Source organism: Enhydrobacter sp. (genome assembly GCA_025808875.1).
Classification (GTDB): Bacteria; Pseudomonadota; Alphaproteobacteria; order Reyranellales; family Reyranellaceae; genus Reyranella.
The window spans coordinates 2,864,824-2,887,814 of the sequence record CP075528.1; the positions used below are offsets into that span (position 1 = coordinate 2,864,824).

The 22,991-nt window shown below is 68.3% G+C and carries 23 protein-coding genes; 12 read left to right on the forward strand and 11 right to left on the reverse strand.

Annotated elements, in window-relative coordinates; translation table 11 throughout:
• Nucleotides 1-7 precede the first annotated feature (7 nt).
• Nucleotides 8-970 (forward strand): class I SAM-dependent methyltransferase, encoded by a 963-nt coding sequence (locus KIT25_14225; GenBank protein ID UYN93218.1) that lies wholly within the window; start codon nucleotides 8-10, stop codon nucleotides 968-970.
• Here the strand turns inward: KIT25_14225 and KIT25_14230 are convergent.
• Entirely contained in the window at nucleotides 960-1,706 is a 747-nt protein-coding gene (locus tag KIT25_14230) for a TlyA family RNA methyltransferase (protein UYN93219.1), read from the reverse strand. The two genes, KIT25_14225 and KIT25_14230, sit on opposite strands and share 11 nt — an antisense overlap.
• Nucleotides 1,707-1,732: 26 nt before the next feature.
• Between KIT25_14230 and KIT25_14235 the strand changes: the two genes are divergently transcribed.
• The 4 genes from KIT25_14235 (at nucleotide 1,733) to KIT25_14250 (ending at nucleotide 4,747) form a co-directional block, all read left to right on the forward strand.
• The gene (locus tag KIT25_14235; GenBank protein UYN93220.1) at nucleotides 1,733-2,476 is read left to right on the forward strand and encodes an SDR family oxidoreductase; all 744 of its coding nucleotides are present in this window, start codon (nucleotides 1,733-1,735) and stop codon (nucleotides 2,474-2,476) included.
• 57 nt (nucleotides 2,477-2,533) lie between these two features.
• Nucleotides 2,534-3,193, forward strand: coding sequence for a peroxiredoxin (locus KIT25_14240; GenBank protein ID UYN93221.1), 660 nt, complete (start codon nucleotides 2,534-2,536; stop codon nucleotides 3,191-3,193).
• A 139-nt stretch (nucleotides 3,194-3,332) separates the two neighbouring features.
• Nucleotides 3,333-3,983, forward strand: a complete 651-nt coding sequence (locus tag KIT25_14245; protein UYN93222.1) for a 2'-5' RNA ligase family protein — start codon at nucleotides 3,333-3,335, stop codon at nucleotides 3,981-3,983.
• Nucleotides 3,984-4,024: 41 nt separating this feature from the next.
• Entirely contained in the window at nucleotides 4,025-4,747 is a 723-nt protein-coding gene (locus KIT25_14250; protein ID UYN93223.1) for a dihydrofolate reductase family protein, read from the forward strand.
• Here KIT25_14250 and KIT25_14255 read toward each other — a convergent pair.
• Together KIT25_14255 and KIT25_14260 are read right to left on the reverse strand one after the other, a co-directional pair.
• On the reverse strand, nucleotides 4,722-5,198 hold the full coding sequence (locus tag KIT25_14255; protein UYN93224.1) for a PaaI family thioesterase: 477 nt from the start codon (nucleotides 5,196-5,198) through the stop codon (nucleotides 4,722-4,724). The two genes, KIT25_14250 and KIT25_14255, sit on opposite strands and share 26 nt — an antisense overlap.
• 16 nt (nucleotides 5,199-5,214) lie before the next feature.
• Nucleotides 5,215-6,141 (reverse strand): IclR family transcriptional regulator, encoded by a 927-nt coding sequence (locus tag KIT25_14260; protein ID UYN93225.1) that lies wholly within the window; start codon nucleotides 6,139-6,141, stop codon nucleotides 5,215-5,217.
• 118 nt (nucleotides 6,142-6,259) lie between these two features.
• Here KIT25_14260 and KIT25_14265 point away from each other — a divergent pair, with 118 nt between their 5' ends.
• Genes KIT25_14265 through dxs form a run of 3 tightly spaced genes read left to right on the forward strand, consistent with a single transcriptional unit; the run spans nucleotide 6,260 to nucleotide 9,535 of the window.
• Nucleotides 6,260-6,664 carry an exodeoxyribonuclease VII small subunit gene (locus tag KIT25_14265; protein UYN93226.1) on the forward strand — a complete coding sequence of 135 codons (405 nt, stop codon included), beginning with the start codon at nucleotides 6,260-6,262 and terminating at the stop codon, nucleotides 6,662-6,664.
• Nucleotides 6,665-6,682: 18 nt separating this feature from the next.
• Nucleotides 6,683-7,591 (forward strand): polyprenyl synthetase family protein, encoded by a 909-nt coding sequence (locus KIT25_14270; GenBank protein UYN93227.1) that lies wholly within the window; start codon nucleotides 6,683-6,685, stop codon nucleotides 7,589-7,591.
• A gap of 27 nt (nucleotides 7,592-7,618) precedes the next feature.
• A complete protein-coding gene (gene dxs, locus KIT25_14275) occupies nucleotides 7,619-9,535 on the forward strand; it encodes a 1-deoxy-D-xylulose-5-phosphate synthase (GenBank protein ID UYN93228.1) in 1,917 nt (638 codons plus the stop codon).
• A gap of 4 nt (nucleotides 9,536-9,539) precedes the next feature.
• Here the strand turns inward: dxs and KIT25_14280 are convergent, their stop codons facing one another.
• Complete coding sequence (locus KIT25_14280) at nucleotides 9,540-10,529, reverse strand: hydroxyquinol 1,2-dioxygenase (protein UYN93229.1); 990 nt, start codon at nucleotides 10,527-10,529, stop codon at nucleotides 9,540-9,542.
• A gap of 15 nt (nucleotides 10,530-10,544) precedes the next feature.
• Nucleotides 10,545-11,027, reverse strand: coding sequence for a hydroxyquinol 1,2-dioxygenase (locus KIT25_14285; protein UYN93230.1), 483 nt, complete (start codon nucleotides 11,025-11,027; stop codon nucleotides 10,545-10,547).
• Nucleotides 11,028-11,138: 111 nt separating this feature from the next.
• Here KIT25_14285 and KIT25_14290 point away from each other — a divergent pair, with 111 nt between their 5' ends.
• Nucleotides 11,139-11,486 (forward strand): hypothetical protein, encoded by a 348-nt coding sequence (locus tag KIT25_14290; GenBank protein ID UYN93231.1) that lies wholly within the window; start codon nucleotides 11,139-11,141, stop codon nucleotides 11,484-11,486.
• 9 nt (nucleotides 11,487-11,495) lie between these two features.
• Here KIT25_14290 and KIT25_14295 read toward each other — a convergent pair whose 3' ends face one another.
• From KIT25_14295 to KIT25_14310, 4 genes are all read right to left on the reverse strand, one after another.
• Nucleotides 11,496-12,293 carry a hypothetical protein gene (locus KIT25_14295; GenBank protein ID UYN93232.1) on the reverse strand — a complete coding sequence of 266 codons (798 nt, stop codon included), beginning with the start codon at nucleotides 12,291-12,293 and terminating at the stop codon, nucleotides 11,496-11,498.
• 90 nt (nucleotides 12,294-12,383) lie between these two features.
• The gene (locus KIT25_14300; protein ID UYN93233.1) at nucleotides 12,384-14,630 is read right to left on the reverse strand and encodes an enoyl-CoA hydratase/isomerase family protein; all 2,247 of its coding nucleotides are present in this window, start codon (nucleotides 14,628-14,630) and stop codon (nucleotides 12,384-12,386) included.
• Nucleotides 14,631-14,770: 140 nt separating this feature from the next.
• Nucleotides 14,771-15,982 carry an acetyl-CoA C-acetyltransferase gene (locus KIT25_14305; protein UYN93234.1) on the reverse strand — a complete coding sequence of 404 codons (1,212 nt, stop codon included), beginning with the start codon at nucleotides 15,980-15,982 and terminating at the stop codon, nucleotides 14,771-14,773.
• A gap of 19 nt (nucleotides 15,983-16,001) precedes the next feature.
• A complete protein-coding gene (locus tag KIT25_14310) occupies nucleotides 16,002-17,102 on the reverse strand; it encodes an acyl-CoA dehydrogenase family protein (protein ID UYN97942.1) in 1,101 nt (366 codons plus the stop codon).
• A 168-nt stretch (nucleotides 17,103-17,270) separates the two neighbouring features.
• On the opposite strand from KIT25_14310, the gene KIT25_14315 reads away from it, so the two are divergent.
• A complete protein-coding gene (locus KIT25_14315) occupies nucleotides 17,271-17,657 on the forward strand; it encodes a hypothetical protein (GenBank protein ID UYN93235.1) in 387 nt (128 codons plus the stop codon).
• A 15-nt stretch (nucleotides 17,658-17,672) separates the two neighbouring features.
• On the opposite strand, the gene KIT25_14320 is transcribed toward KIT25_14315, so the two are convergent.
• Nucleotides 17,673-19,223: a peptidoglycan DD-metalloendopeptidase family protein gene (locus KIT25_14320; GenBank protein ID UYN93236.1), complete on the reverse strand. Its 1,551-nt coding sequence runs from the start codon at nucleotides 19,221-19,223 to the stop codon at nucleotides 17,673-17,675.
• A 261-nt stretch (nucleotides 19,224-19,484) separates the two neighbouring features.
• On the opposite strand from KIT25_14320, the gene KIT25_14325 reads away from it, so the two are divergent.
• Together KIT25_14325 and KIT25_14330 are read left to right on the forward strand one after the other, a co-directional pair.
• Nucleotides 19,485-20,765, forward strand: a complete 1,281-nt coding sequence (locus KIT25_14325) for a nucleotide sugar dehydrogenase (protein UYN93237.1) — start codon at nucleotides 19,485-19,487, stop codon at nucleotides 20,763-20,765.
• A 100-nt stretch (nucleotides 20,766-20,865) separates the two neighbouring features.
• Nucleotides 20,866-22,365: a hypothetical protein gene (locus KIT25_14330; protein ID UYN93238.1), complete on the forward strand. Its 1,500-nt coding sequence runs from the start codon at nucleotides 20,866-20,868 to the stop codon at nucleotides 22,363-22,365.
• Here the strand turns inward: KIT25_14330 and KIT25_14335 are convergent.
• Nucleotides 22,341-22,991, reverse strand: a complete 651-nt coding sequence (locus tag KIT25_14335; protein ID UYN93239.1) for a methyltransferase domain-containing protein — start codon at nucleotides 22,989-22,991, stop codon at nucleotides 22,341-22,343. The two genes, KIT25_14330 and KIT25_14335, sit on opposite strands and share 25 nt — an antisense overlap.

The following is a 22,991-nucleotide window of genomic DNA, read 5'->3' on the forward strand; positions in this document are numbered from 1 at the left end:
CGCCGCCGTGAGCCAGGCGGGCCACGCCCTCCTCCACGCCTTCGAGACGGGAGCGCTCGCCCAGAGGCGGGCGTTTTTCCTGCGCGCCGAGCCGCTGCCGCTGCAGGACATCGACTGCGAGCAATCGTTCCGGCCCGACTTCCTGAAGCTCCGGCGCGCCGTGCCGCGACTAGAATCGGGCGCCTACGAACAGGGGCTCGTGCTCCTGACCAGGCACAAGGAGGAGAGCTTCGCCAACATCGCGCGGGGCTGGGCGCTGCTGGCGCCGGGTGGCCGGCTGATCTGCGCCGGCGCCAACGCCGACGGCGCGGCGACGCTGGAGAAGAACGTCGGCAAGGCCTTCGGCCTCGCCGGATCGCTGCCCAAGTTCCACGGCCGTGTCTTCTGGTTCGACAAGGGCGAGCGGGCGCCGCCCGACCATTGGCGGAAGCTCGCGACGCTGCAGCCCGCCGGCGACGGCTCGTTCGTCAGCCAGCCCGGAATCTTCTCGTGGGACCGCATCGACGACGGCTCGGCCCTGCTGGCGAAACACCTGCCGGACGATCTCGCCGGCCACGTCGCCGATTTCGGCTGCGGCTGGGGCTATCTGGCGCGCGCGGTTCTCGCCGGCGCGCCGGCGATCGCCAGGATCGACCTGATCGACGCCGAGCATCGCGCGCTGGAGGCGGCGCGCGCCAACGTCGCCGACCCGCGCGCCTCGTTCCATTGGCTCGACCTTGCGAGCGAACCGGCGCCCGCGACCTACGACGCCATCGTCTGCAATCCGCCCTTCCATGCCGGCCGCGCCGCCGAGCCCCAGCTCGGCCAGCGCGTCATCGAGGCGGCGGGGCGCGCGCTGAAGCCGGGCGGCCGCCTCTACTTGGTTGCGAACCGCGGCCTGCCGTACGAGCCGACCTTGAAGCGGCACTTCGCGAGTTTCGAGACGCTCGCCGACAACAACAAGTTCCGCGTCAGTCTCGCTATCCGGTGAACTGGGCGGCGATCAGGAACTCCCTGTTGCCGTCGGCGCCCTCGATGGGACTGTCGGTCACACCGAGCACGCGCCAGCCGGGCTGAGCGGCGAGCCAGGCCGCGATCGTGTCGCACACTTCTTGGTGCAGCTCGGGCTCGCGGACGATGCCGCCCTTGCCGACGCGGCCCTTGCCGACCTCGAACTGCGGCTTGATCAGCGCCACCAGGTGCGCGCCGGGCGCAGCCAGCGCCAGCGCCGCCGGCAGCGCGGTGCGCAGGCCGATGAACGAGGCATCGCAGACGACGATGTCGACAGGCTCGGGCACCTCGGCACGCGTGACGTCGCGGATGTTGGTCTTCTCCATCGAGACGACGCGCGGGTCGGAGCGCAGCTTCCAGGCGAGCTGGTTGGTGCCGACGTCGATGGCATGGACCTTCGCCGCGCCGCGCTGAAGCAGGCAGTCGGTAAAGCCGCCGGTCGAGGCGCCGACATCGAGGGCGACGCGGCCGTCGACGGCAATGCCGAAGTGATCGAGCGCCTTGGCGAGCTTCAGCCCGCCGCGCGAGACATAGGGGTGGGGCTGGCCGCGCACCTCGAGGGCGACGTCGTCGGCGACGTTCCGGCCCGGCTTGTCGAGCCGCTCCGTGCCCGCGAAGACCAGGCCCGCCATGACCAGCCGCTGCGCGGCGGCGCGGGTTTCCGCCAACCCCCGCTCGACCAGCGCCACGTCGAGACGCGTCTTCGCTTTCGCCATCGTGCCCCCCTGCTACCATGGCGCCCATGAGCATGAAACTTCTGGAGGGCGAGCGCGCCCTGATCACCGGCTGCTCGGGCGGCATCGGCCGGGGCATCGCGAGCGCGCTGAAGGCCGAAGGCGCCACCGTTCTCGGCAGCGACATCAACGCGCCGCCGGCGGAGGACGGCATCGATTTTCTGCCGTCGGATCTTTCCAGACGCGACGGCTGGAAGAAGCTGCTCGACGGTGCCGTCGCCCGTCTCGGCACGATCTCGCTGTTCGTCCATTCGGCCAGCCCGCGCCGCCTCGAGGTCGACACGCCGCTCGCGGTCTCCGAGGAGACCTGGGACGCGATGGTCGACGTCAACCTGCGCTCGGGCTTCTTCCTCGGACGCGAGATCGGCCGCCACATGCGCGACAACAAGATCAAGGGCCGCATGCTGCTGATCACCAGCCAGCACCGTTCGACGGCCCGCAACCTGCCGCACTACAGCGCCTCGAAGTCGGGCATGACCATGGTGATGAAGGAGCTGGCGCGCGTGCTGGCGCCCGACGGCATCCGCGTCAACGCCATCGCGCCCGGCGCCATCCCGGGCGGCGGCTTCGTCGCCGACGACCTCGACGCGCTGGTGGCCCAAATTCCCCTCGGCCGCGCGGGGACTCCCGACGACATCGCCCAGGCGGCCGTCGCCGTCCTGTCGGAAAGATTTGGTCGCTATGTGGTGGGCACCACAGTGGAAGTCGATGGCGGCATAGGACTTTTGAGCTGGATCCCGGCCAAGGCTTGACCCTTGGCCCGCGTTGGGTCTGAGTTACGCCCCGCAAAGCTCCAGAGAGGATTCACCATGACGCTGCGCATCAACTCCACCGCGCCGGATTTCAAGGCCGACACCACCCAGGGCCCGATCGAGTTCCACAAGTGGATCGGCGACGGCTGGGCGATCCTGTTCTCGCATCCCAAGGACTTCACGCCGGTCTGCACCACCGAGCTCGGCTACATGGCGGGCCTCAAGCCCAAGTTCGACGCCATGAACACCAAGATCATCGGCCTGTCGGTCGATCCCGTCGGCAACCACGAGAAGTGGTCGAAGGACATCGAGGAGACCCAGGGCCACAAGGTCACCTATCCCATGATCGGCGATCCCGAGCTCAAGGTGGCGACCTTGTACGACATGCTGCCCGAGGGCGCCGGCACGACGTCGGAAGGCCGCACCGCCGCCGACAACGCCACCGTGCGCTCGGTGTTCATCGTCGGCCCCGACAAGAAGATCAAGGCGATGCTCACCTATCCGATGAGCACCGGCCGCAACTTCGACGAGGTGCTGCGTCTGCTCGAGAGCTGCCAGCTCACGGCCAGGCACCAGGTCGCCACGCCGGTGAACTGGAAGCACGGCGAGGACGTCATCATCGTACCGACGGTCAACGACGAGGCTGCCAAGGCCAAGTACCCCAACGGCTGGAAGGCGCCGAAACCCTATCTGCGCATCGTGCCGATGCCGAAGTGACGACGGCCCATCCGCAAGCATAGAGCCGAGACCATGCCGGCCCGCTCGACCCGGATCGAGCGGGCCGGTCGTCGTTCAGGCCTGTTGACAATTCGGAACAAATAGAGAACATTCGCGCCCACAGGTTGGAGGGGCTGCGATGAGAGACATGGTCACCGGCAGTGGCGATACGACGCCGTCCTTGGCGTTCACGCCGTCGCATCGCAGCCCGCCACCGCTGACCACGGCTCGTCTCAGGCGCTTTCATGGCGGCATGAGCCGGCCGCGCTCGGTGCCGACCGATCGCCTCTTCTTCGCCGTGCTGCCCGATCCCGACACCGCCGCGCGCATCGCCGAACTGGCGCGGCGTCTGCGGACCCGGCACGGCCTGACCGGCGCGCCGATCCTGCCCGAACATCTCCACGTGACGCTTCTCCATGTCGGCGACGGCATCGGCCTGCCGCCGGGGCTGGTTGCAACGGCCATCGAGCGCACCGAGGCCGTGGCGATGCCGCGCTTTCGCGCCGAGTTCGACCGCGTGATGAGCTTCAAGGGCGGCCCGCTGGTGCTCGCCGGCGACGACAGCGTCATCGGCCTCGAGATCCTGCACCAGCGGCTGAGCGACGCGTTCGATGCGCGGCCGCGCCAGGCCCGCCGCTTCAAGCCGCACCTGACCCTGCTGCGCGACAGGCAGCGGCTGGCGGAAACGGCGATCGAGCCGATCGGCTGGACCGCGAGCGAGCTCGTGCTGGTGCACAGCATGCTCGGCCTCGCCACGCACCGTCATCTCGCGCGTTTTCCGCTGCACTAGGCCCGCCGCGGGCGGGCGCGGTTTCGGCTAGGATGCCGCGCATGAAGCCCTACGTCCTGTGCCACATGGTGAGCAGCGTCGACGGCCGCATCTGGGGCAGCCGCTGGCGGCCCCGGTCGAACGTCGTCCCCAATCTCTTCGAGACCCTGCACGATCGGCTGGTCGCCGAGCACGGCGGCGGGTCGTGGCTGTGCGGGCGGGTCACCGCCCAGGAATTCGCGCGCGGCAAGGGCAAGGTCTATCCGCCGACCGCCGAGACATTCGCGCGCGAGAACTGGTTCGCGCGGCGCGACGCCAAGGCGTGGGGCATCTTCCTGGACGCGCACGGCAAGGCGGTATGGGAGCGCTCCGACATCGGCGGCGACGCGATCCTGGTGATCCTGACCGAAGCTGTCCCCGATTCGCACCTGGCCGGCCTGCGCGCCGACGGCGTCTCCTACATCTTCGCCGGCAGGACCGAAATCGACCTCGCGGCCGCACTCGAGACCCTGAACCGCGAGCTCGGCATCGAACGGCTGATGCTCGAAGGCGGCGGCGGCGCGAACGGCGCCCTGCTGCGCGCCGGCCTGGTCGACGAGGTGAGCCTCGTCGTCTGCGCCGCCATCGACGGCAGCACGGGCGGCCCCGTCGTCTTCAACTCGGGCGACGCCGATCTCGGGCCCGCGCCGATCGAGGCCATGACGCTCGTGAGCCACGACGTGCTGGAGAAGGGCGCGGTGTGGCTGCGCTACCGGCTGGTCAATCAGCCGCCTTCTGGTCGATGAAGGTCAGCACGCCGTCGCTCCTCTCGCCCTTGAGGTAGCGGAAGGTGCCAGCGCCGGTCGCCACCAGGTCGCCCGCCTGGTCGTAGATCTCGGTCTCGGCGGCGAAGGTGCTCTGGCTGGACGACGGCCGCCAGGCACCGAGGATGGCGAGCGTGTCGCCTTCGCGCGCCGCCTTGATGAACTGGGTGGTGAAGGCGAGCGTGACGCTCAGCCGCCGTGCCGTGGCGGTCTCGTTGAAGGTGCAGGCGAAGCCGCTCGCCGAATCGAGCAGGGTCATCAGCACGCCGCCGTGCAGCAGCCCGTTGGCGTTGCAGAGCTCGGGCCGGATCTTCAGCGTCATCTCGACGAAGCCCGGTCGCCAGGCGACGACCCGATGCCCGATCAGCCCGTTGAAGCCGCGAAACGCGTAGCGAGCGACCGGCCGCGCGTCGGCCGGTCGTTGGATCGCCATGTCCGACGAACGGGCCCTAGCGGCGCGCCATCGCCGCCATCGGCGGCCGCTGGCCGTTGAGGTTCGGCCGGACGGTCGGCACCGGGCTCGGTGCGGCGGGCTGGGCCGCCATGCCGGTGCGGATGTCGCGCGCGACCTTGACCAGGCGCGGGCCCCAGTCGGCCTCGAGCCGATCCTTGCTGATCTGGTAGATCGGCGCCGAGGCGTTGATGGCGTAGGCCGCGGTACCGTCGGTGTTGCGCAGCGGCGCGCCGACGCCGCACAGCTCGGGCAGCCACTCGCCCCAGGTGACGCAGAAGCCGCGTTCGGCCAGCTCCTTGAACGAGCGTTCCATGCCGGTCTTCACCTTCGACCAGTCGTCGCGCCAGCGGCGGCGGATGGCGTCGATGTGCTTGTTGCGGTCGGCATCGGGCAGCGAGAACAGGTAGGCGCGGCCCATCGCCGTGCTCGCCATCGGCACGCGCGTGCCGACGTCATGCGTGATGGCGACGACCGACGGACCGCGGCAGGCCTCGAGATAGATCATCGAGTGGCGATCGCGGCCGCCGAGCGCGGTCGAGGCGTTGAGCGCATGGGCGAGCTGCTCGAGCGGCTGACGCGAGGCGCGACGCACGTCCATGCTCGAGATCGCCGCGTAGCCGAGCGCCAGCACCGAGGCGCCGAGCTCGTACTTGCGGAAGCGACGGATGTAGTTGAGGTAGCCGAGCTCGGTCAGCGTGTGCGTGAGGCGGGCGACCGTCGGCTTGGGCAGGCCCGTGCGATGCGCGATCTCCTGGTTGCCCAGCATGCCCTCGCCGGCATGGAAGGCGCGCAGGATGTCGAGGCCACGAGCCAGCGCCGTCACGAACTGCCGGTCCTTGGCCGGCATGCCTTCGGCGAGGCCGTTCTCGGTCGAGCTTTGCAGAGCGGCAGTTCGCGTGACGAGATGACTGACATTGCCCATGGCGTTCTTCTCCTAGTGTGAATGGCCGTTTATTTTCTGTGTCGCGGAAGCTGCCATCGGGTTGCCGTGGCCGCAACGCGCGAGACGGGGTTTCGTCCCGCGAACATGCAAAGCGGCCATGACGAGAGCGCGGGTTTCAGCCGCAAGGGTTGAGAAAGGGTTCGAAATCCTCGCGAATCGCGGCAGATTCGCGCGTTCCCACAGGCCCGCGCTGGCACCTTCGAGCCGAGGCGGGTACCATTCGATAACCCCTTGTCGAGAGGTAGAATTGGCCAAGGAACCCGCCGTCCCCAAGGACATCGCAAGCCTGTCGTTCGAGGATGCGCTGAAGGAGCTGGAGGCCATCGTCCAGCAGCTCGAGCGCGGCCAGGTGAAGCTCGACGAGGCGATTTCGGCCTACGAGCGCGGCGCCCTGCTGAAGCGGCACTGCGAGCAGAAGCTGGCCGAGGCCAAGATGAAGGTCGAGAAGATCGTGTTCCAGGCCGACGGTTCGGTGGGCACCCAACCGGCCGACCTGACCTGATCGATCGTCACCGGCGACATGCCTCTTTCGTCGTTCCGCCAGTTCGACGCCGCGCTCGCGTCGGCGGCCAGCTCCGTCGAGCAGACCATGGACCGGCTGCTACCCAAGGGCAGCGCCGACGAGGCCCGCATCTACGAGGCGATGCGCTATGCGAGCCTGGGCGGCGGCAAGCGGCTGCGTGCCTTTTTCGTACTGGCCGGCGCGACGCTCTTCAAAGTCGCGCCGCTGTCGGCCCTGCGCACGGCGAGTGCGATCGAGTTCGTCCACGCCTATTCGCTGGTCCATGACGACCTGCCGGCGATGGACGACGACGATCTGCGGCGGGGACGCCCGTCCTGTCACAGGCAGTTCGACGAGGCGACCGCGATCCTGGCGGGCGACGCCCTGCAGGCCCTCGCCTTCGAGGTGCTGGCGCACGCCGACACGCACGGCGATCCCGCGGTTCGGGCCGCTCTGGTGGCGGAACTGGCGCATGCCGCCGGCGCGCACGGCATGGTCGGCGGCCAGATGCTCGACCTGCTGGCTGAAGCCAAAGGGACCGAGATGTCGATCGGCGCCATCACCCGCCTGCAGCGCCTCAAGACCGGCGCATTGATCTCGTTTTCCTGCTCCGCCGGCGCCATCCTCGGCAAGGCAGCCGATCCCCTGCGCCATGCGTTGTTGGCCTATGCCCACGACCTCGGCCTGGCCTTCCAGATCGTCGACGACCTGCTCGACGTCGAGGGCGAGGCCGCCACGATCGGCAAGACGCCGGGCAAGGACGAGGCCACGGGCAAGGCCACTTTCGTTTCGATCCTCGGTCGCGAACGGGCGCGGGCACAGGCGTCGCTGCTGGCGCGGCAGGCCGCCGCGCATCTCGAGCCGTTCGGGGATCGCGCGGACTTGCTGAAGCAGGCCGCCAATTTCGTGGTCACGCGACGCGCATGACGCGGCTTCGAGGAGTATAGTGTTTCCATGACCGGTCAGAGTGCGACACCGCTTCTCGACACCGTGACCCTGCCCGCCGACATCCGGCGGCTGCGGGCCGACCAGCTGCGCCAGCTCGCCGACGAATTGCGCCAGGAGACGATCTCGGCGGTGTCGGTGACGGGCGGTCATCTCGGCGCCGGACTGGGCGTCGTCGAACTGACGGTGGCGCTGCACTACGTCTTCGATACGCCGCGCGACCGGCTCTTGTGGGATGTCGGGCACCAGGCCTATCCGCACAAGATCGTCACCGGCCGGCGCGGCCGCATCCGCACCCTGCGCCAGGAAGGCGGCCTGTCCGGCTTCACCCGGCGCAGCGAGAGCGAGTACGACCCGTTCGGCGCGGCACACTCCTCGACCTCCATTTCCGCCGGACTTGGCATGGCGGTGGCGCGCGACCTGGCGGGCGGCAGCAACCATGTCGTGGCGGTGATCGGCGACGGCGCGATGAGCGCCGGCATGGCCTACGAGGCGATGAACAACGCGGGTCACCTGCGCAGTCGCCTGATCGTCATCCTCAACGACAACGACATGTCGATCGCGCCGCCGGTCGGCGCCATGTCGGCGCACCTGTCGCGGCTCCTCTCCGGCCGACCCTACGTGACCCTGCGCAACTTCGGCCGCTCCGTCGCCGAGGCGTTGCCGAGGCCGCTCGAGATGGCGGCGCGACGCGCCGAGGAGTTCGCGCGCGGCTTCGTCGCCGGCGGCACCCTGTTCGACGAGCTCGGTTTTTACTACGTCGGCCCTGTCGACGGGCACAACATCGATCACCTCCTGCCGGTCCTGAAGAACGCCCGCGACAGCAAGCTCGACAAGCCCATCCTGATCCATGTCGTCACCAAGAAGGGCAAGGGCTATCCGCCGGCCGAAGCGAGCGCCGACAAGTACCACGGCGTCGTGAAGTTCGACGTCATCACCGGCAAGCAGTCCAAGCCCGCCGCCAACGCGCCCGCCTACCAGGCGGTGTTCGCCAAGGCGCTGATCGCCGAGGCCGAGGTCGATCCCAGGATCGTCGCCGTCACCGCGGCGATGCCGTCGGGCACCAGCATCGACAAGTTCGCCGAGCGTTTCCCCGAGCGCACCTTCGATGTCGGCATCGCCGAGCAGCACGGCGTGACCTTCTCCGCCGGCATGGCCTGCGAGGGCTACAAGCCGTTCGCGGCGATCTACTCGACGTTCCTGCAGCGCGGTTACGACCAGGTCGTGCACGACGTCGCCATCCAGAAGCTGCCGGTCCGCTTCGCCATCGACCGCGCGGGCCTGGTCGGCGCCGACGGTGCCACGCATGCCGGCAGCTTCGACGTCGCCTATCTCGCCTGCCTGCCCGACTTCGTCGTCATGGCGGCATCGGACGAACTCGAGTTGATGCACATGGTGGCGACCGCGGCGGCGATCGACGATCGGCCGTCGTCGTTCCGCTATCCGCGCGGCGAGGGCTACGGTGTCGAATTGCCGGCGCGCGGCACGCCGCTCGAGATCGGCAAGGGCCGGATCGTGCGCGAAGGCACCAAGATCGCCCTGCTGAGTTTCGGCGCGCGCCTGCAGGAGTGCCTGGCCGCCGCCGAGGATCTCGGCGCCAAGGGCCTCAGCACCACCGTCGCCGACGCGCGCTTCGCCAAGCCGCTCGACACCGACCTGATCCGCCGGCTGGCGCGCGAGCACGAGGTGCTGATCACGATCGAGGAGGGATCGGTCGGCGGCTTCGCCAGCCACGTGCTGCAGGAGCTGGCGACCTCCGGCATGCTCGACCATGGCCTGAAGGTGCGGCCGATGGTGCTGCCCGACCGCTTCATCGATCACGCCGCGCCCGCACGTCAATACCAGTGGGCGGGCCTCGACGCGGCGCACATCGTCGACACCGCGCTCGCCGCCCTCGGCCGGCAGGCCGAACGCGCCCGCGGCTGATCGTTCAGAAGTCGACGGGATACGGCGACAGCTCGCCGCGTTCGTAGCGCTGCGGCAAGTCGGGCGTGACGTTCTCCCAGACGTAGAGCATCGACCGCTTTCGCGAGTAACCCTGATGGCGGATGTCGGCCGGCATGGCGGCGACGTCGCCGGCGCGCATCGTGACGCGCGCGCGCGGCGCGCCGGTGTTCTTGTCGGCCACGTCCCACACGATCTCGTCGGAGAGCTGGATGAACCACTCGACGCGGTCGTTGCCATGGAACACGGGCAGGATGTATTCCTCGGTCGTCGGACAGGCGAGCGAGGCCCGGCACACCGCGGTCACCGATGGGTTCCAGGTGACATCCGACCGGCTGAGATACTTGAACAGACTGAAGGCGTGCAGTTCGCCCTCGAAGCCGGGTTCGGCGACGATCTCGGGCTCGTCCTGCGGCACGTCGGCGAAGGCACGATTGACCGGCAGGTCGTCGCGCAGCGGCGAATCGCCCGGCAAGCCCGGCATGCGCCTCGTCTGGACGCGGACGCGCTCGATGGCGCCGATGTTCTCGCCGTGCTTGGTGCCGAACGCCGTTCCGGTCTCGACCGGCGCGGCGAACGGGTCGAAGCCCTCGTTCACCCAATCCCGCAGGATCGCCTTGAAGGTCGCCATGATGTGCTCGGCGTCGAAGCGCTCGGTGTAGTCGACGCCGGCTTCCTTCATGACGCCGTTGAACGATCCGGCGTAGAGATCGACCTGGCCGTAGTGATTGCGCGTGCCGACGACGTGGTCGAAATTGACCCAGCCGTAGAAGAAGTTCCAGGCGACGTCGCGCATGCAGGCCCGCAGGAAGGCGTCGGCGGACATCTGGTGCGAACGCATCTGTCCCTTGGCCGGCCACCGGATGGTGACGAAGTACTCGTCGCGCGACAGCTCGAACTTTCCGAGCCGGAAGGCGCGATAGCCGCTCTCGTTGCTGCGGTCGCTGGCGACGACCTGTGCGGATGCGTTCGACATGCTGCCCTCCCTCGCCTACTTCAGGCAGATCTCGTTCCACTTCTGGATGCTGAGCGGCCCCAGCACCGTCTGCTGCAGCACCACGCCAGGCTTCGACGCCGCGAAGCGGTAGGCCGCCCCGGCGGGCAACAAGGCCTGATGGCCGCGCTTGAGGCGGATCAGCCCCATGCGCCGTCCACGCGGTTCGCCGTCGACCGCTACGGCGCCGTTGCGATCGGCCGGCGGCGGGTCGTCGAGCTTGACCAGCGTCACCTCGACCTCGCCGTCCATGCACAGGGCGAACTCGTCGTGCCCGCAGGCGAACCAGGGCGACGTCCCCTCGGCGCGCATGACCTCCTGCACGTATTCGAGGTTCTTGCCGACGACCACGCGCTCGTACGGCTTCGAGCGCGACGCGACCTCGAAGACGTTCGAGAAGACGTAGTGCCTGGGATCGCCACTGACGATCTCGATGCCACCCTTGCGATAGTCGTTGAGCGATCCAAACACGGTGTTCATGGAGCCCCCTCCTCCGACCGACTGGCGCGGCCCTGGTCTCCACTCTAGGGCCCGCCGGCCCTCCGCGTAAACCGCGCGCGGAGGTCACGAAAAATGAACTACATTGGCCCGATGGCAAATGAACTCATCCGGGGCGTCTACGAGCTCGGCCACGTCCTCTTCGTCCTCGACGGCGCGACGCACGGCTTCGCCCGTGCCGACATCGCCGGCGTCGAGTGTTTCTGGACATTCGGCGACATGGATCGCAGCCACGCCGGCTTCGTGCTGACGCTGCGAGACGGCCGGCGGGCTTTGGTCGACTTCGTCCATTGGCACGCCTTCGAGCAGGACGAAGACTTCAGGGTCGACGTCGCTTTCCTCGGCGACGGCGAACAGCCGCCCGCCCCCGGCCAGGAGCTGAAGCTCCCGGTCGCCTGGTCGGTCGAGACCTCGCACCTCGCCAGGGTGCTGGGGCGCTAGGACATCGCCCTACTTCACCGTGATGCTGGCGCTGCCAATGCCGACGAACTCCGACTTGGCACCGCCCGGACCCGCCAGGAACTGCGGCGGATGAACGGAACCCGTGAGCACCGTGTCGCCCGCCTTCAGGTGCTTGCCGTGCTCGATCAGCTTGTTGGCCAGCCAGGCGAGTGAAATCATCGCACCGCCCATGACGTTGGTGCCGGGTCCCGCGGCCAGTTCCTTGCCGTCGTGCTCCGAGCGCCCCTTGACGCCGGCGAAGTCGAGCTTCTGCCAGTCCTTGATCTCCGTGCCGACGATGCAGGCCGCCTGGAGGATGTCGTCGGCGATGCGGCCGGGGCCGCCGAGCCTGGACACGTCGCCGTAGCGGTTTTCCACCACCTCCATGCCGCAATAGAGGTTGGCGACGAACGGCTTGATGGAATCGGCGGTGTAGGCGGCGCCTGCCTTGGGAGCGTCGCGCCCGATCCGGGCGACCATCTCGCACTCGACGCCGGCTTTCAGCGGCCAGCCCTTCTCGAACACGGCGCCGTCGGGGCGAATGCCGTTCCTGAAGATGCCGGCGAACGCCGGACCGGAGAGCTTGAGCGGCTCGTACTGCGCCGGAACGGCGAAGGCGACCTTCCAGCCCGCCTGCTGCCAATCGGCCCCGGCGGCGGCCAATCGGTCATGAACCGCGAACTGCACCTTGTAAGCGTCCGCTTCCGACAGGCTCGCCGTCGCGTCGGCGAGAAAATCCATGACCTTCCGGCTGCGACGCCCGTCGACGATCCTGTCGGCGAGTTCGGCGATTTCCCTGGCGTCCACGGCAGTCCCTCCCGAATACATTTCGGGAGAGATATTTGCCGCCGCACCCCGGCAACGCAAGCGCTACGGATCGCGCGCGAAACGCGCGTTCTAGGCCGCCTTTGCCGATGCCTTGCCGTAGAAGCTCTGGCCCTTCGCTGCCATGTCGCGCAGGAGCTTCGGCACCTCGAACTGCTTGCCGTACTTCCCGGCGAGCTCGTCGCACTCGGCGACGAACTGCTTGACGCCGACCTGGTCGATCAGGCTGATCGCGCCTCCGGTCTGAGGCGCGAAGCCCAGTCCCATGATCGAGCCGACGTCGCCGTCCTGCGGATCGGTCAGCACATTGGCCTCCAGGCAACGCGCCGTGTCGACGGCCTGGACGTAGAGCAGCCGCTTCTTGATCTCGGTTTCCTTGGCGCGCTTGTCCTCGCCCTCGCCGTAGAGCAGCTTGGGATCGGCCGGGAAGTGCTTCTGCAGGTCCGGCCAGAGCCGCTTCTTGCCGTCGGCCGGATAATCGTAGAAGCCCTTGCCGTTCTTGCGGCCGAAGCGCTCCAGCTTCTTGACCATGAGCTCGAGAATATCGTCGGCGCCCGAGCCCTCGTACTTCTGGCCAGCGGCCTCGGCATCACGCCGCGTCTGGTCCATGATCTTCCACGACAGGTCGATCGCCACCTCGTCGTTGAGCGACAGCGGGCCCACCGGCATGCCGGCGAACCTGGCGCAGTTCTCGATCATCGCCGCCGGCACGCCTTCCTTCAGCAGGCGATGGCCCTCGGAGATGAAGGCGCCGCAGACGCGGCTCGTGAAGAAACCGCGGCTGTCGTTCACCACGATCGGCGTCTTGCGGATCTTCTGCACGAAGTCGAGCGCGCGGGCGAGCGTCTCCTGCGAGGTCTTCGTGCCGACGATGATCTCGACCAGCGGCATCTTCTCGACGGGCGAGAAGAAATGCAGGCCGATGAAGTTGGCCGGCCGCGCCGAGGCCTCGGCCAGTCCGGTGATCGGCAGGGTCGAGGTGTTGGAAGCGAACACCGCGTCGGCAGCGAGCGCCGCCTCGGCCTTCTTCGTCGCCTCGGCCTTGACTTCGCGGTTCTCGAACACCGCCTCAATCACGATCTGGCAACCCTTGAGCGCGCCGAAGTCCGGCGTCGCCGTCACCTTGGCGAGCATGGCGTCGGCCTTGTCCTGCGCGAGGCGGCCGCGCTTGACCAGCTTGCCGAGCTCGTCGGCGATGTGCGCCTTGCCCTTGTCGGCCGAGGCCTGGTCGCGATCGACCAGCACGATGTCGAGGCCGGCCTGCACCGAGACCGTGGCGATGCCGGCGCCCATCAGGCCGGCGCCGAGGACGCCGATCTTCTTGTACTCCTGCTTCGGCACGCCCTTGGGGCGGCGGGCGAGCTTGTTCGCCTCCTGCAGACCGAAGAACAGCGTGCGGATCATGCTCTTGGCGACGGGATCGCGCAGCAGCGAGACGAAGTAGCGCGTCTCGACCTTGAGGCCGGTGTCGAACGGCAGCTGCAGGCCCTCGTAGACGCAGCTCATGATCGCCTTGGGCGCCGGATACACGCCGTTGGTCTTGCCGGCGATCATGGCATTGCCGCCGATGAAGGTCTGCACGCCGGGCGGACTCCATACCTGGCCGCCGGGAAAGCCCGGCGTCTTGAAGCCCTTGCGGTCCCACGGCTGCACGGCCCGGCCGTCGATCGGCTTGGCGCCCTTGCCGGCGTATTCCGGAACGACCTGCTCGGTCGCCGGCGCGGTCAGCCAGGCCTTGGCCCTGGCGAGCAGCTCGTTGGCGGGAACGACCTCGTGGATCAGGCCGAGGCCCTTCGCGGCATCGACCGTGAGATCCTTGCCCTCCAGCAGGATGGGAGCCGCGTTCATCACGCCGATCAGGCGCGGGATGCGCTGCGTGCCGCCGCCGCCCGGCAGCAGGCCTATCTTCACCTCGGGCTGGCCGACCTTGGTCTTGGGATTGGCCGCGGCGATGCGATAGTGGCAGGCGAGGCAGATCTCGAAGCCGCCGCCCAGCGCCGTGCCGTTGATGGCGGCGACGATCGGCTTGCCGCCGGTCTCCTGGCGCCGGAACATCTTCTGCAGCTGGCTGAACTGGTCCATCAGCTTCGCGGCATCCGACGTGTCGACGTTCAGCAGCATGTCGAGATCGGCGCCGGCGATGAAGCTGTCCTTGCCCGACGTGACGATGATGCCCTTGACCTTGTCGTCCTTGAGGGCCTCGTCGAGGGCGCCGGCATAGGCCGTCATCGAGGCCTCGTTCAGCACGTTCATCGTGCGGTTCGGCATGTCCCAAGTGATGGTGGCGATGCCGTCGCCGTCGACGTTGTAGTTGATCATGTTGGTCTCCGAATTCCTCGCGTTGCCACCCTTCGAGACGCTCGCTCCTCAGGGTGAGGACTACTTCGAAACCACCGCCGCCTCACCCTGAGGAGGCCGCGCAGCGGCCGTCTCGACGGGTGGGCGGCGGCGAGGTCTTGCTACACGCGCTCGATGATGGTGGCCGTACCCATGCCGGCGCCGACGCAGAGCGTGGCGAGGCCGGTCGAGAGGTTGCGCCGCTCCAGTTCGTCGAGCAGCGTGCCGAGGATCATGGCTCCGGTGGCGCCGAGCGGATGGCCCATGGCGATGGCACCGCCGTTCACGTTGATCTTGTCGTGCGGCATCTTGAGGATCTGCATGTAGCGCAGCACGACGGCGGCGAAGGCCTCGTTGAGCTCGAACAGGTCGATGTCCTTCACGCCCATGCCGGCCCGCTTCAGCGCCTTCTCGGTCGAGGGCGCGGGACCGGTCAGCATGATGGCGGGCTCCGAGCCGACGGACGCGAAGGAGCGGATGCGCGCGCGCGGCTTGAGGCCGGCCTTCTGGCCGAACTCCTTCGTGCCGATCAGGATCGCCGCCGCGCCGTCGACGATGCCCGACGAATTGCCGGCATGATGGACGTGGTTGATCTTCTCGACCTCGGGATAGCGCTGGATGGCGACGGCATTGAAGCCCGGCATCATCTCGCCCTGCATCTTGAAGCTCGGCTCGAGCGCGGCCAGGGTCTGCATGGTGGTGGTGGGCCGCATCAGCTCGTCGTTGGCCAGCAGTTCGACGCCGTTCTGGTCCCTCACCGGCACGATCGACTTCTTGAAGTAGCCGTTGTCCCAGGCGTGCTTGGCGCGCTTCTGCGATTCGACGGCATAGGCGTCCACGTCGTCGCGGCTCAGCCCGTACTTGGTGGCGATCAAGTCGGCCGAGATGCCCTGCGGCACGAAGTACATCGGGATAGCGACGGCCGGGTCGGTCGGCCAGGCGCCACCGTCCGAGCCCATCGGCACACGGCTCATGCTCTCGATGCCGCCGCCGATCGCCGCCTCGCTCTGGCCGGACATGACCTGGGCGGCCGCCATGTTGGTGGCTTCCAGGCCGGAGGCGCAGAAGCGGTTGACCTGCACGCCCGACACGGTCTCGGCGTAGCCGGCGACCACGGCGGCCGTGCGGGCGATGTCGGCGCCCTGCTCGCCGATCGGCATGACGCAGCCCAGCACGACGTCGTCGACCAGGTGGGTGTCGAGCTTGTTGCGGTCGCGGATCGCCTGCAGGGCCGTCACCGCGAGGCGCACCGGAGTCACCTCGTGCAGCGAACCGTCCTTGCGGCCCTTGCCGCGCGGCGTGCGGACGGCGTCGTAGATGTATGCGTCGGTCATGGCGTTCTCCTTCAACTCGCTAGAGCGTGCGGCCAATGAGCTCTTTCATGATCTCGTTGGTGCCGCCGTAGATCTTCTGCACGCGGCTGTCGGCGTAGAGCCGGGCGATGGGATACTCCCACATGTAGCCGTAGCCGCCGAACAGCTGCAGGCACTCGTCCATCACCTCGCACTGCAGCTCGGTGGTCCAGTACTTGGCCATCGCGGCGGTCGCGACGTCCAGCTCCTTCCTGAGATGCCGGGCGACGCAGTCGTCGACGAAGGCCCGCGCCACCGTCGCCTTGGTCTTGACCTCGGCCAGCTTGAAGCGGGTGTTCTGGAAGTCGATGATCGGCTTGCCGAAGGCCTTGCGGTCCTTGGTGTAGGCCACGGTGTGCGCCAGTGCGGCCTCGATCGCGGCGATCGCCTGGATGGCGATGACCAGGCGTTCCTGTGGCAACTGCTGCATGAGCTGGATGAAGCCCATGCCCGATCCGCCCAGCAGGTGATCGGCCGGCACGCGCACGTTGTCGAAGAACAGCTCCGACGTGTCCTGCGCCTTCATGCCGATCTTCTCGAGATTGCGGCCGCGCTTGAAGCCCGGCGTATCGGTCTCGACGACGATCAGCGACGTGCCCTTGGCCCCGAGCTTGGCGTCGGTCTTGGCGACCACGATCACCAGATCGGCGAGCTGGCCGTTGGAGATGAACGTCTTGGAGCCGTTGATCACCCACTGGTTGCCGTCCATGACGGCGTTGGTCTTGACCGACTGCAGGTCGGAGCCGGTGCCCGGCTCGGTCATGGCGACCGCCGTGACCAGATCGCCCGAGCAGGCCTTGGGGATCCACTTCTTCTTCTGCTCTTCCGTGCCGTAGTGCAGCAGGTACGGCACGACGATGTCGTTGTGCAGCGAGAAGGCCGGCCCCGAGGCGATCGCGCGGCCCTGCTCCTCGATCAGGATGGCACTGTAAAGGAAATCGCCGCCGGCCCCGCCATATTCCTCCGGCATCGTCATGCCGAGCAGGCCCTGCGCGCCCGCCTTGCGCCACAGCTCGCGCGGAACAACGCCTTCCTCTTCCCACTTCATGTGGAACGGCGTGACTTCCTTCTCGAAGAACCGCCGGCAGGTCTCGCGGAACATCTGGTGCTCGGGCGTGAAATGGGCGGCCAACGCGGTCACGAACGGTTCCTCCGAACTCTGCCAAAAACATCCATTCGAATGGGACTTTGGGCCGGCCGGGCGGGCGCCGCCAGCCCCGGTTAGGTAGTTTACCTTTACGTAAACGTCAACCTGTATCGGCGGCGCTTTGTGCGTTTCGCCACCGTCACCCCGGGCGTCACCGGCGACGCTGGCGATCGCATGACCACCCCACTCGCCCAATCCCTCCGCGGGCTCGCCGTCACCGAAGCGCGAGAGGCGGATGACGACCTGCGATTGGCCTTCGGGCCCTTCATTCGCCTCTCGATCTTCAACCGCCGGCAATTGACGCCACCCGTGACGACGCCGGACAGACTGGTCGGCAAGGTGGTGGCCGCGGTCGAGGAATCCGACCGCGCGGTCGTCATCCTCTTCCTCGACGGCGGCCGTCTCGCCATCGACCTGACGCCGGCCGGATATCGCGGCCTCGAAGCGATGATGCTGCTGCGCGCCGGCAAGCCGATGGTGGTCTGGGAGCGGGCCGCCTGCCCGCAGTGAGCGGCGGGCGGCGCTCTATTGCCCCGCGCTCGACGCCTGCGTCCGCTGGCGATCGATGCCCGCCACCGCGACCTTGAAGCGTGCGAGCTCATCGCCCGTCAGGCGCGTGCGGATCTCGGTGCGTGCCACGTCGAGCGGATTCACCGGGCGGCCGTTGCGATGGAGCTCGAAATGAAGGTGCGGGCCGGTCGACATGCCGGTGCTGCCGACGAAGCCGATCACCTGACCCTGGCGCACGCGCGTGCCGACCCTGACGCCGCGCGCGATGCCGTGCATGTGGGCGTAGCCCGTCGACAGGCCGTTCTCGTGGCGGATCAGGACCCACAGCCCGTAGCCGCCGTTGCGGCCGGCCTGCGCCACCGTCCCGCTGCCGGCGGCGAGGATGGGCGTGCCCGTCGGCGCGGCGAAATCGACGCCGGTGTGCATGCGCGTAAAGCCGAGCAGCGGATGGCGGCGCATGCCGAAGGTCGAGGAGATGCGGCTCATGTTGAGCGGCGTGCGCAGCAGCGACTTGACGACGCTGCGGCCCTCGCCGTCGTAGAAGAAATCCTCGCCGCCGCGCGGCTGGAAGCGATAGACGGTGTGGGTCTTGCGGCCGCCCTCGGTGGTCAGGCTGGCCCACAGCACGCGCCCAGAATCGACCGGCTTGCCGTCGCTCGTCCAGGACTGCTCGAGCATGACATCGAAGCGATCGCCGACCTTGATGTCGTGCTGGAAGTTCACGTCCCACGAGAAGGCGCGCAGCATCTCGGCCATGGCGCGCGCCGGCACGCCCGCCTGCGCGGCGCTGCCGATCAACGAGCCGTCGATCGAGCCCGACACGCGCTCGACCCGGGCCTCGGTCTCGAACACCTTCTCGCGCGCGGCGAAATCGCCCTTGTCGTCGCGCTCGAGCGTGATCTCGCGCCGCGCCTCCGGGCGGATGGTGAGGGCCTGCAGGATCGGCTTGGCCTCCTCGCCCTCGCCCGGCGCGCGCACCTGCACGGCCATCGACAGGCCGACCGGCAATCGGCGCATTTCGACGTGGTCGGCGAGCGTCGCGACGGCGCGGGCAATCTCCTCGCGGGCAAAGTCGAGATCGCCCAGCAGACCGGCGACGGTGTCGCCCTTGCCCAGCCGCACGACCGTCTCGTAGCTGTCGGTCGACTGCGGCTCGTCCTGCACGGGCTCCGGCGGGGCGCCGGGCGCCCTGAACTCCGCGGGACCCACCGTCGGCGCCGGCCAGAAATTCTCCGCCCGGAACGGCTCGGCCGCAGGCGCCTCGATGCCCGCCGCCGGCAAGGGCGAGACGGCCGGCCCCCAGGCAATTCGCGGCGCGGGAAGGGCGCGCCACCGCTCGACTTCGACGAACAGCCAGGCCGCAGCGCCTGCCGGCAGAAGCAGGACCAGGACGACGAGCAGCGCCTTCAGAGAGCCGTGCCGAAGCCGGCGGGGCTGCTCGATGACGACGAACGTGGGACGCCGGCCGACGTCCGGCCAGACGAGTGCGGCGGTGCGCTGGTAGGGTCTGCCGACAGGAGAACCCGGCGATCTCGAGCCGAATCGTCCGTGAGGTTGATCGAGCATCCTCGAATTCCTGGGGGGCAAGAGGATCGAGAGCGTATTCTTGTGGCGCGACGCCGTGCTCGGGCGCTTGCCTTGTTCCCTGGCGCTGCCGCCCCAGGACGTTGGCTTTACTCTGACCCAGCAGGCGGGTGCAAGGCAAGTCCCGAGGACGCCGCTGCGACGTTGCGGCCATTTTTGTCGACGGACCTTGCGACGCCCCGATAGAATGACTGCACGCGTCCTTTCGGGTCACCTGCAACCGCCACGCTCCGCCACCTTCACATGAATCGCCGCCTCTCCGTCATCGGGCTGGGCTATGTCGGCCTGCCGGTGGCGGCCACGTTCGCCCGCGCCGGCATCAAGGTCGTCGCCTTCGACATCGACCAGCGCCGCGTCACCGAACTGACCCGCGGCCACGACCGCACCGGAGAGGTCGATCCGGCCGCCCTCAAGGCGCCGGCGCTCTACTTCACCTCGAAGGCCACGGACCTGAAAGCGGCCGACTTCCATATCGTCACGGTGCCCACGCCGATCGACGCCAGCAAGCAGCCCAATCTCGAGCCGCTGCGCAGCGCCTCGCGCACCATCGGCCAGGTGCTCAAGCGCGGCGACATCGTGGTCTACGAATCGACGGTCTATCCGGGCGTGACCGAGGATGTGTGCATTCCCGTCCTCGAGGAGAGTTCCGGTCTCGAGTGGAAGACCGACTTCAACGTCGGCTACTCGCCGGAGCGCATCAATCCGGGCGACAAGGAGCGCCGCTTCGACAGCATCCTGAAGATCGTCGCTGCCGACACGCCCGAGACGCTCGACGTCGTCGACGCCGTCTATCGCCGGGTGGTGAGCGCGGGCACCCATCGCGCGCCGTCGATCCGGGTCGCCGAATTCGCCAAGGTGCTCGAGAACACCCAGCGCGACGTCAACATCGCGCTGGTCAACGAGGTCGCGCTGATCTGCGACCGGCTCGGCGTCGACACGCAGGACGTGCTGACGGCGGCCGGCACCAAGTGGAACTTCCTGCCCTTCCGGCCCGGCCTGGTCGGCGGCCACTGCATCGGCGTCGATCCGTTCTACATCGCCCACAAGGCCGAGGAGGTCGGCTACCATCCGCACGTCATCCATTCCGGCCGCCGCGTCAACGACGGCATGGGCCTCTACGTCGCCAACCGCGTCGCGCGCTCGATCATGCGGCGCTCGGGCAACGGGCGGCCCGTGGTCACGGTGCTGGGGGTCACCTTCAAGGAGAACGTGCCCGACATCCGCAACACCCGGGTCGTGGACATCGCCCGCGAGCTCGCCGAGTTCGGCATCACCGTCCAGCTGAGCGACCCGATGGCCGACGGCGATCTCCTCCGGGAGGAGTACGGGCTCGAGCTCACGCCGCCCGACAGGCTGCAGCCCGCCGACGCCGTGGTGCTGGCGGTGGCGCACCGACCTTACCGCGAGGGCGGATGGCGGCTGGTCCGCAAGCTCCTGAAGCCCGACGGCGGCTTCGTCGCCGACGTGCCCGCCCTGCTCGACCGCGCATCGACGCCGGCGGGCGTCACCCTGTGGCGGCTGTAGCGGCCGGTCGGACTCGGCCACCCGCGCAGGAGGGATTGCGACAAGAGGCTCGGTCCCAGCCTCTTGCGTCGAGGAGACATTCCCACTAATCGCATTCTTAATGAAAGATTACTCCGCAGCCTTGGCGGCGGCTGGCCCGCGCTATCGCCCGGACGCGCCGAAAACGCTCGACTTCGCGCGGCTGCAGCGCCTGTCGGGCGCAGTGGCGGTATTTGGCGTGCTCATCGCACCGTTTTCGCCCGACCCGTTGGCGGCCGTGGCAGGTGGGCTTGTGCCCTGGATCGTGCTGCATCTCGTCACCACCGGCCCGAGCTTTCCTGCCATCGTTCCCTTCTACCTGCTCTGGCAATGGCTCCAGGTCTACGGCCGGGTGTTCGTCGGGATGGTCGAGGGCGAGCGCATGTCGAGCAGCATCTACGGGCCGTGGGTCGCCGATGCCTACTGGTACATGCTGGCGTCGGTCGTGGTGCTCGCGCTGGCCTTCCGCTTCGTCCTGGCTTCCGGCCCCGTTCCGCCGGACACCGAGCGCGCGCACCTGACATGGCGGCCGTTCGACCTCTTCCTGGTTTATCTCGCCGCCCTGGGCTTCTCGATGGCGGCCGGCCACGCGATCGGCGTACTGCCGGCCATCTACCAGCAGATCAATGCCGTCGCGCAGTTCAAGCTGGCCGCGCTCTTCTTGCTCTTTGCGGTCGTCCTGACGACGCGGCGGGGGATTCCATTCCTCGTGATCGCCATCGCCATTGAGGTCGTCGTCGGCTTTTCCGGTCTTCTCAGCGACTTCAAGGCGCCCTTCATCGTGCTCGCACTGGCGGCGCTGGCGGCACGAATATCCTGGTCGGGCACCGCGAGCATCGTCGCCGGAATGCTGGCCGCCCTCCTGCTCGTCATGTCGCTCTTCTGGACGTCGATCAAGCAGGACTACCGAGGGGTCGCCACCGCGGGAGTGGAAACCCAGGCGCTGCAAATCCCGATCGGCGAACGCATCGGCTACGTCGCCCGACAGGCGCTGGCGATCGGCCAGACCGACTGGGCCAAGGCGAGCCATGCCCTGCTGCACCGACTCGCCTATGTCGACATCTTCGGTTCCGTGATCGCCGTGGACAAGGAAGCGCGCCAGCAGACGTTCATGCAGCAGTGGAACGAGGCGTTCCAGCATGTCTTCCAGCCCCGCTTCCTGTTCCCCAACAAGGCGCAGCTGTCCGACATCGACGTCTATCTCCGCCTGACCCGCGGCGACGCCAGCGATGCCATCCGCAGCACCACGTCGATCAGCGTCGGCTACATCGCCGAGAATTACGTCGATTTCGGCGTCCCGGCCATGTTCGCCGGGGTGTTCGTGCTGGGCCTGCTGCTGGCGGCCGTCGTGCGATACGTCATGAGCGCGCCGCTGCCCTGGATGGTGCGGGAGGCCACGGCGGCCGCGATCCTCTACACCGTCGGAGGGACGGGCGTGGAGCTTTCGCTGCCCAAGATTCTCGGCACCGCCGTCATGTTCCTGATCGTCTATGCGTTGCTGATCAAATTCGCCTATCCGGTCGGCCTACGCTGGCTCGACGAACGGGCGACACGGCGTCAGGGGCGCGTCGCCTCGAGGTAGATGCTCTCCTCGGATCGTTCGGCGAGATCGAGGTCGCCGGCGTCGGCGATGCGGCTGCTGCCGGCCGGCAGCGTGCGGACGTCGTCGAAGCCCGCCGCCGCCACCAGCCGGGCGATCGAGCGCTCGTCGTACATCCAGTGGTGATTGCGCCCGCCGCCCGAGAGGAAATGGCGCAGACGCTCGCCGAAACCGTGCGGTCGGTCGAGGTCGAACTGGAGCTGCTCGAGAAAGAGGTCGGCGTTGCCGTCGGCGAGGTACTCGCGCACCGGCAGGCAGAGGTCGGGCACGGCGAGGCGCAACAGCCCGCCGGACTTCAGCACGCGACGGCATTCCGCCAGGAACCCGCGCGCCTGGCGCCGGTCGAGATGCTCGATCATGTGCGAGGAGTAGACGACGTCGACCGCGCCATCGGCATGCGGGATGCGTCGCGTCGCGTCGGCCCAGCGGATGTTGCGGCGGCGGGCGAAGGCGGCGAACTCCCGGTTGCCCGCGTCGAGCAGTCCGAACAGGCCCAGCGCCCAGGCGAACGGCGGCGCCCCGGCGAGGCGGACCGCCAGCGAATTGTCGTAGTTGATCCAGCCCTCGGTCGGCGTCTGGCCGCAGCCGATGTTGAGGCGCACCGCCAT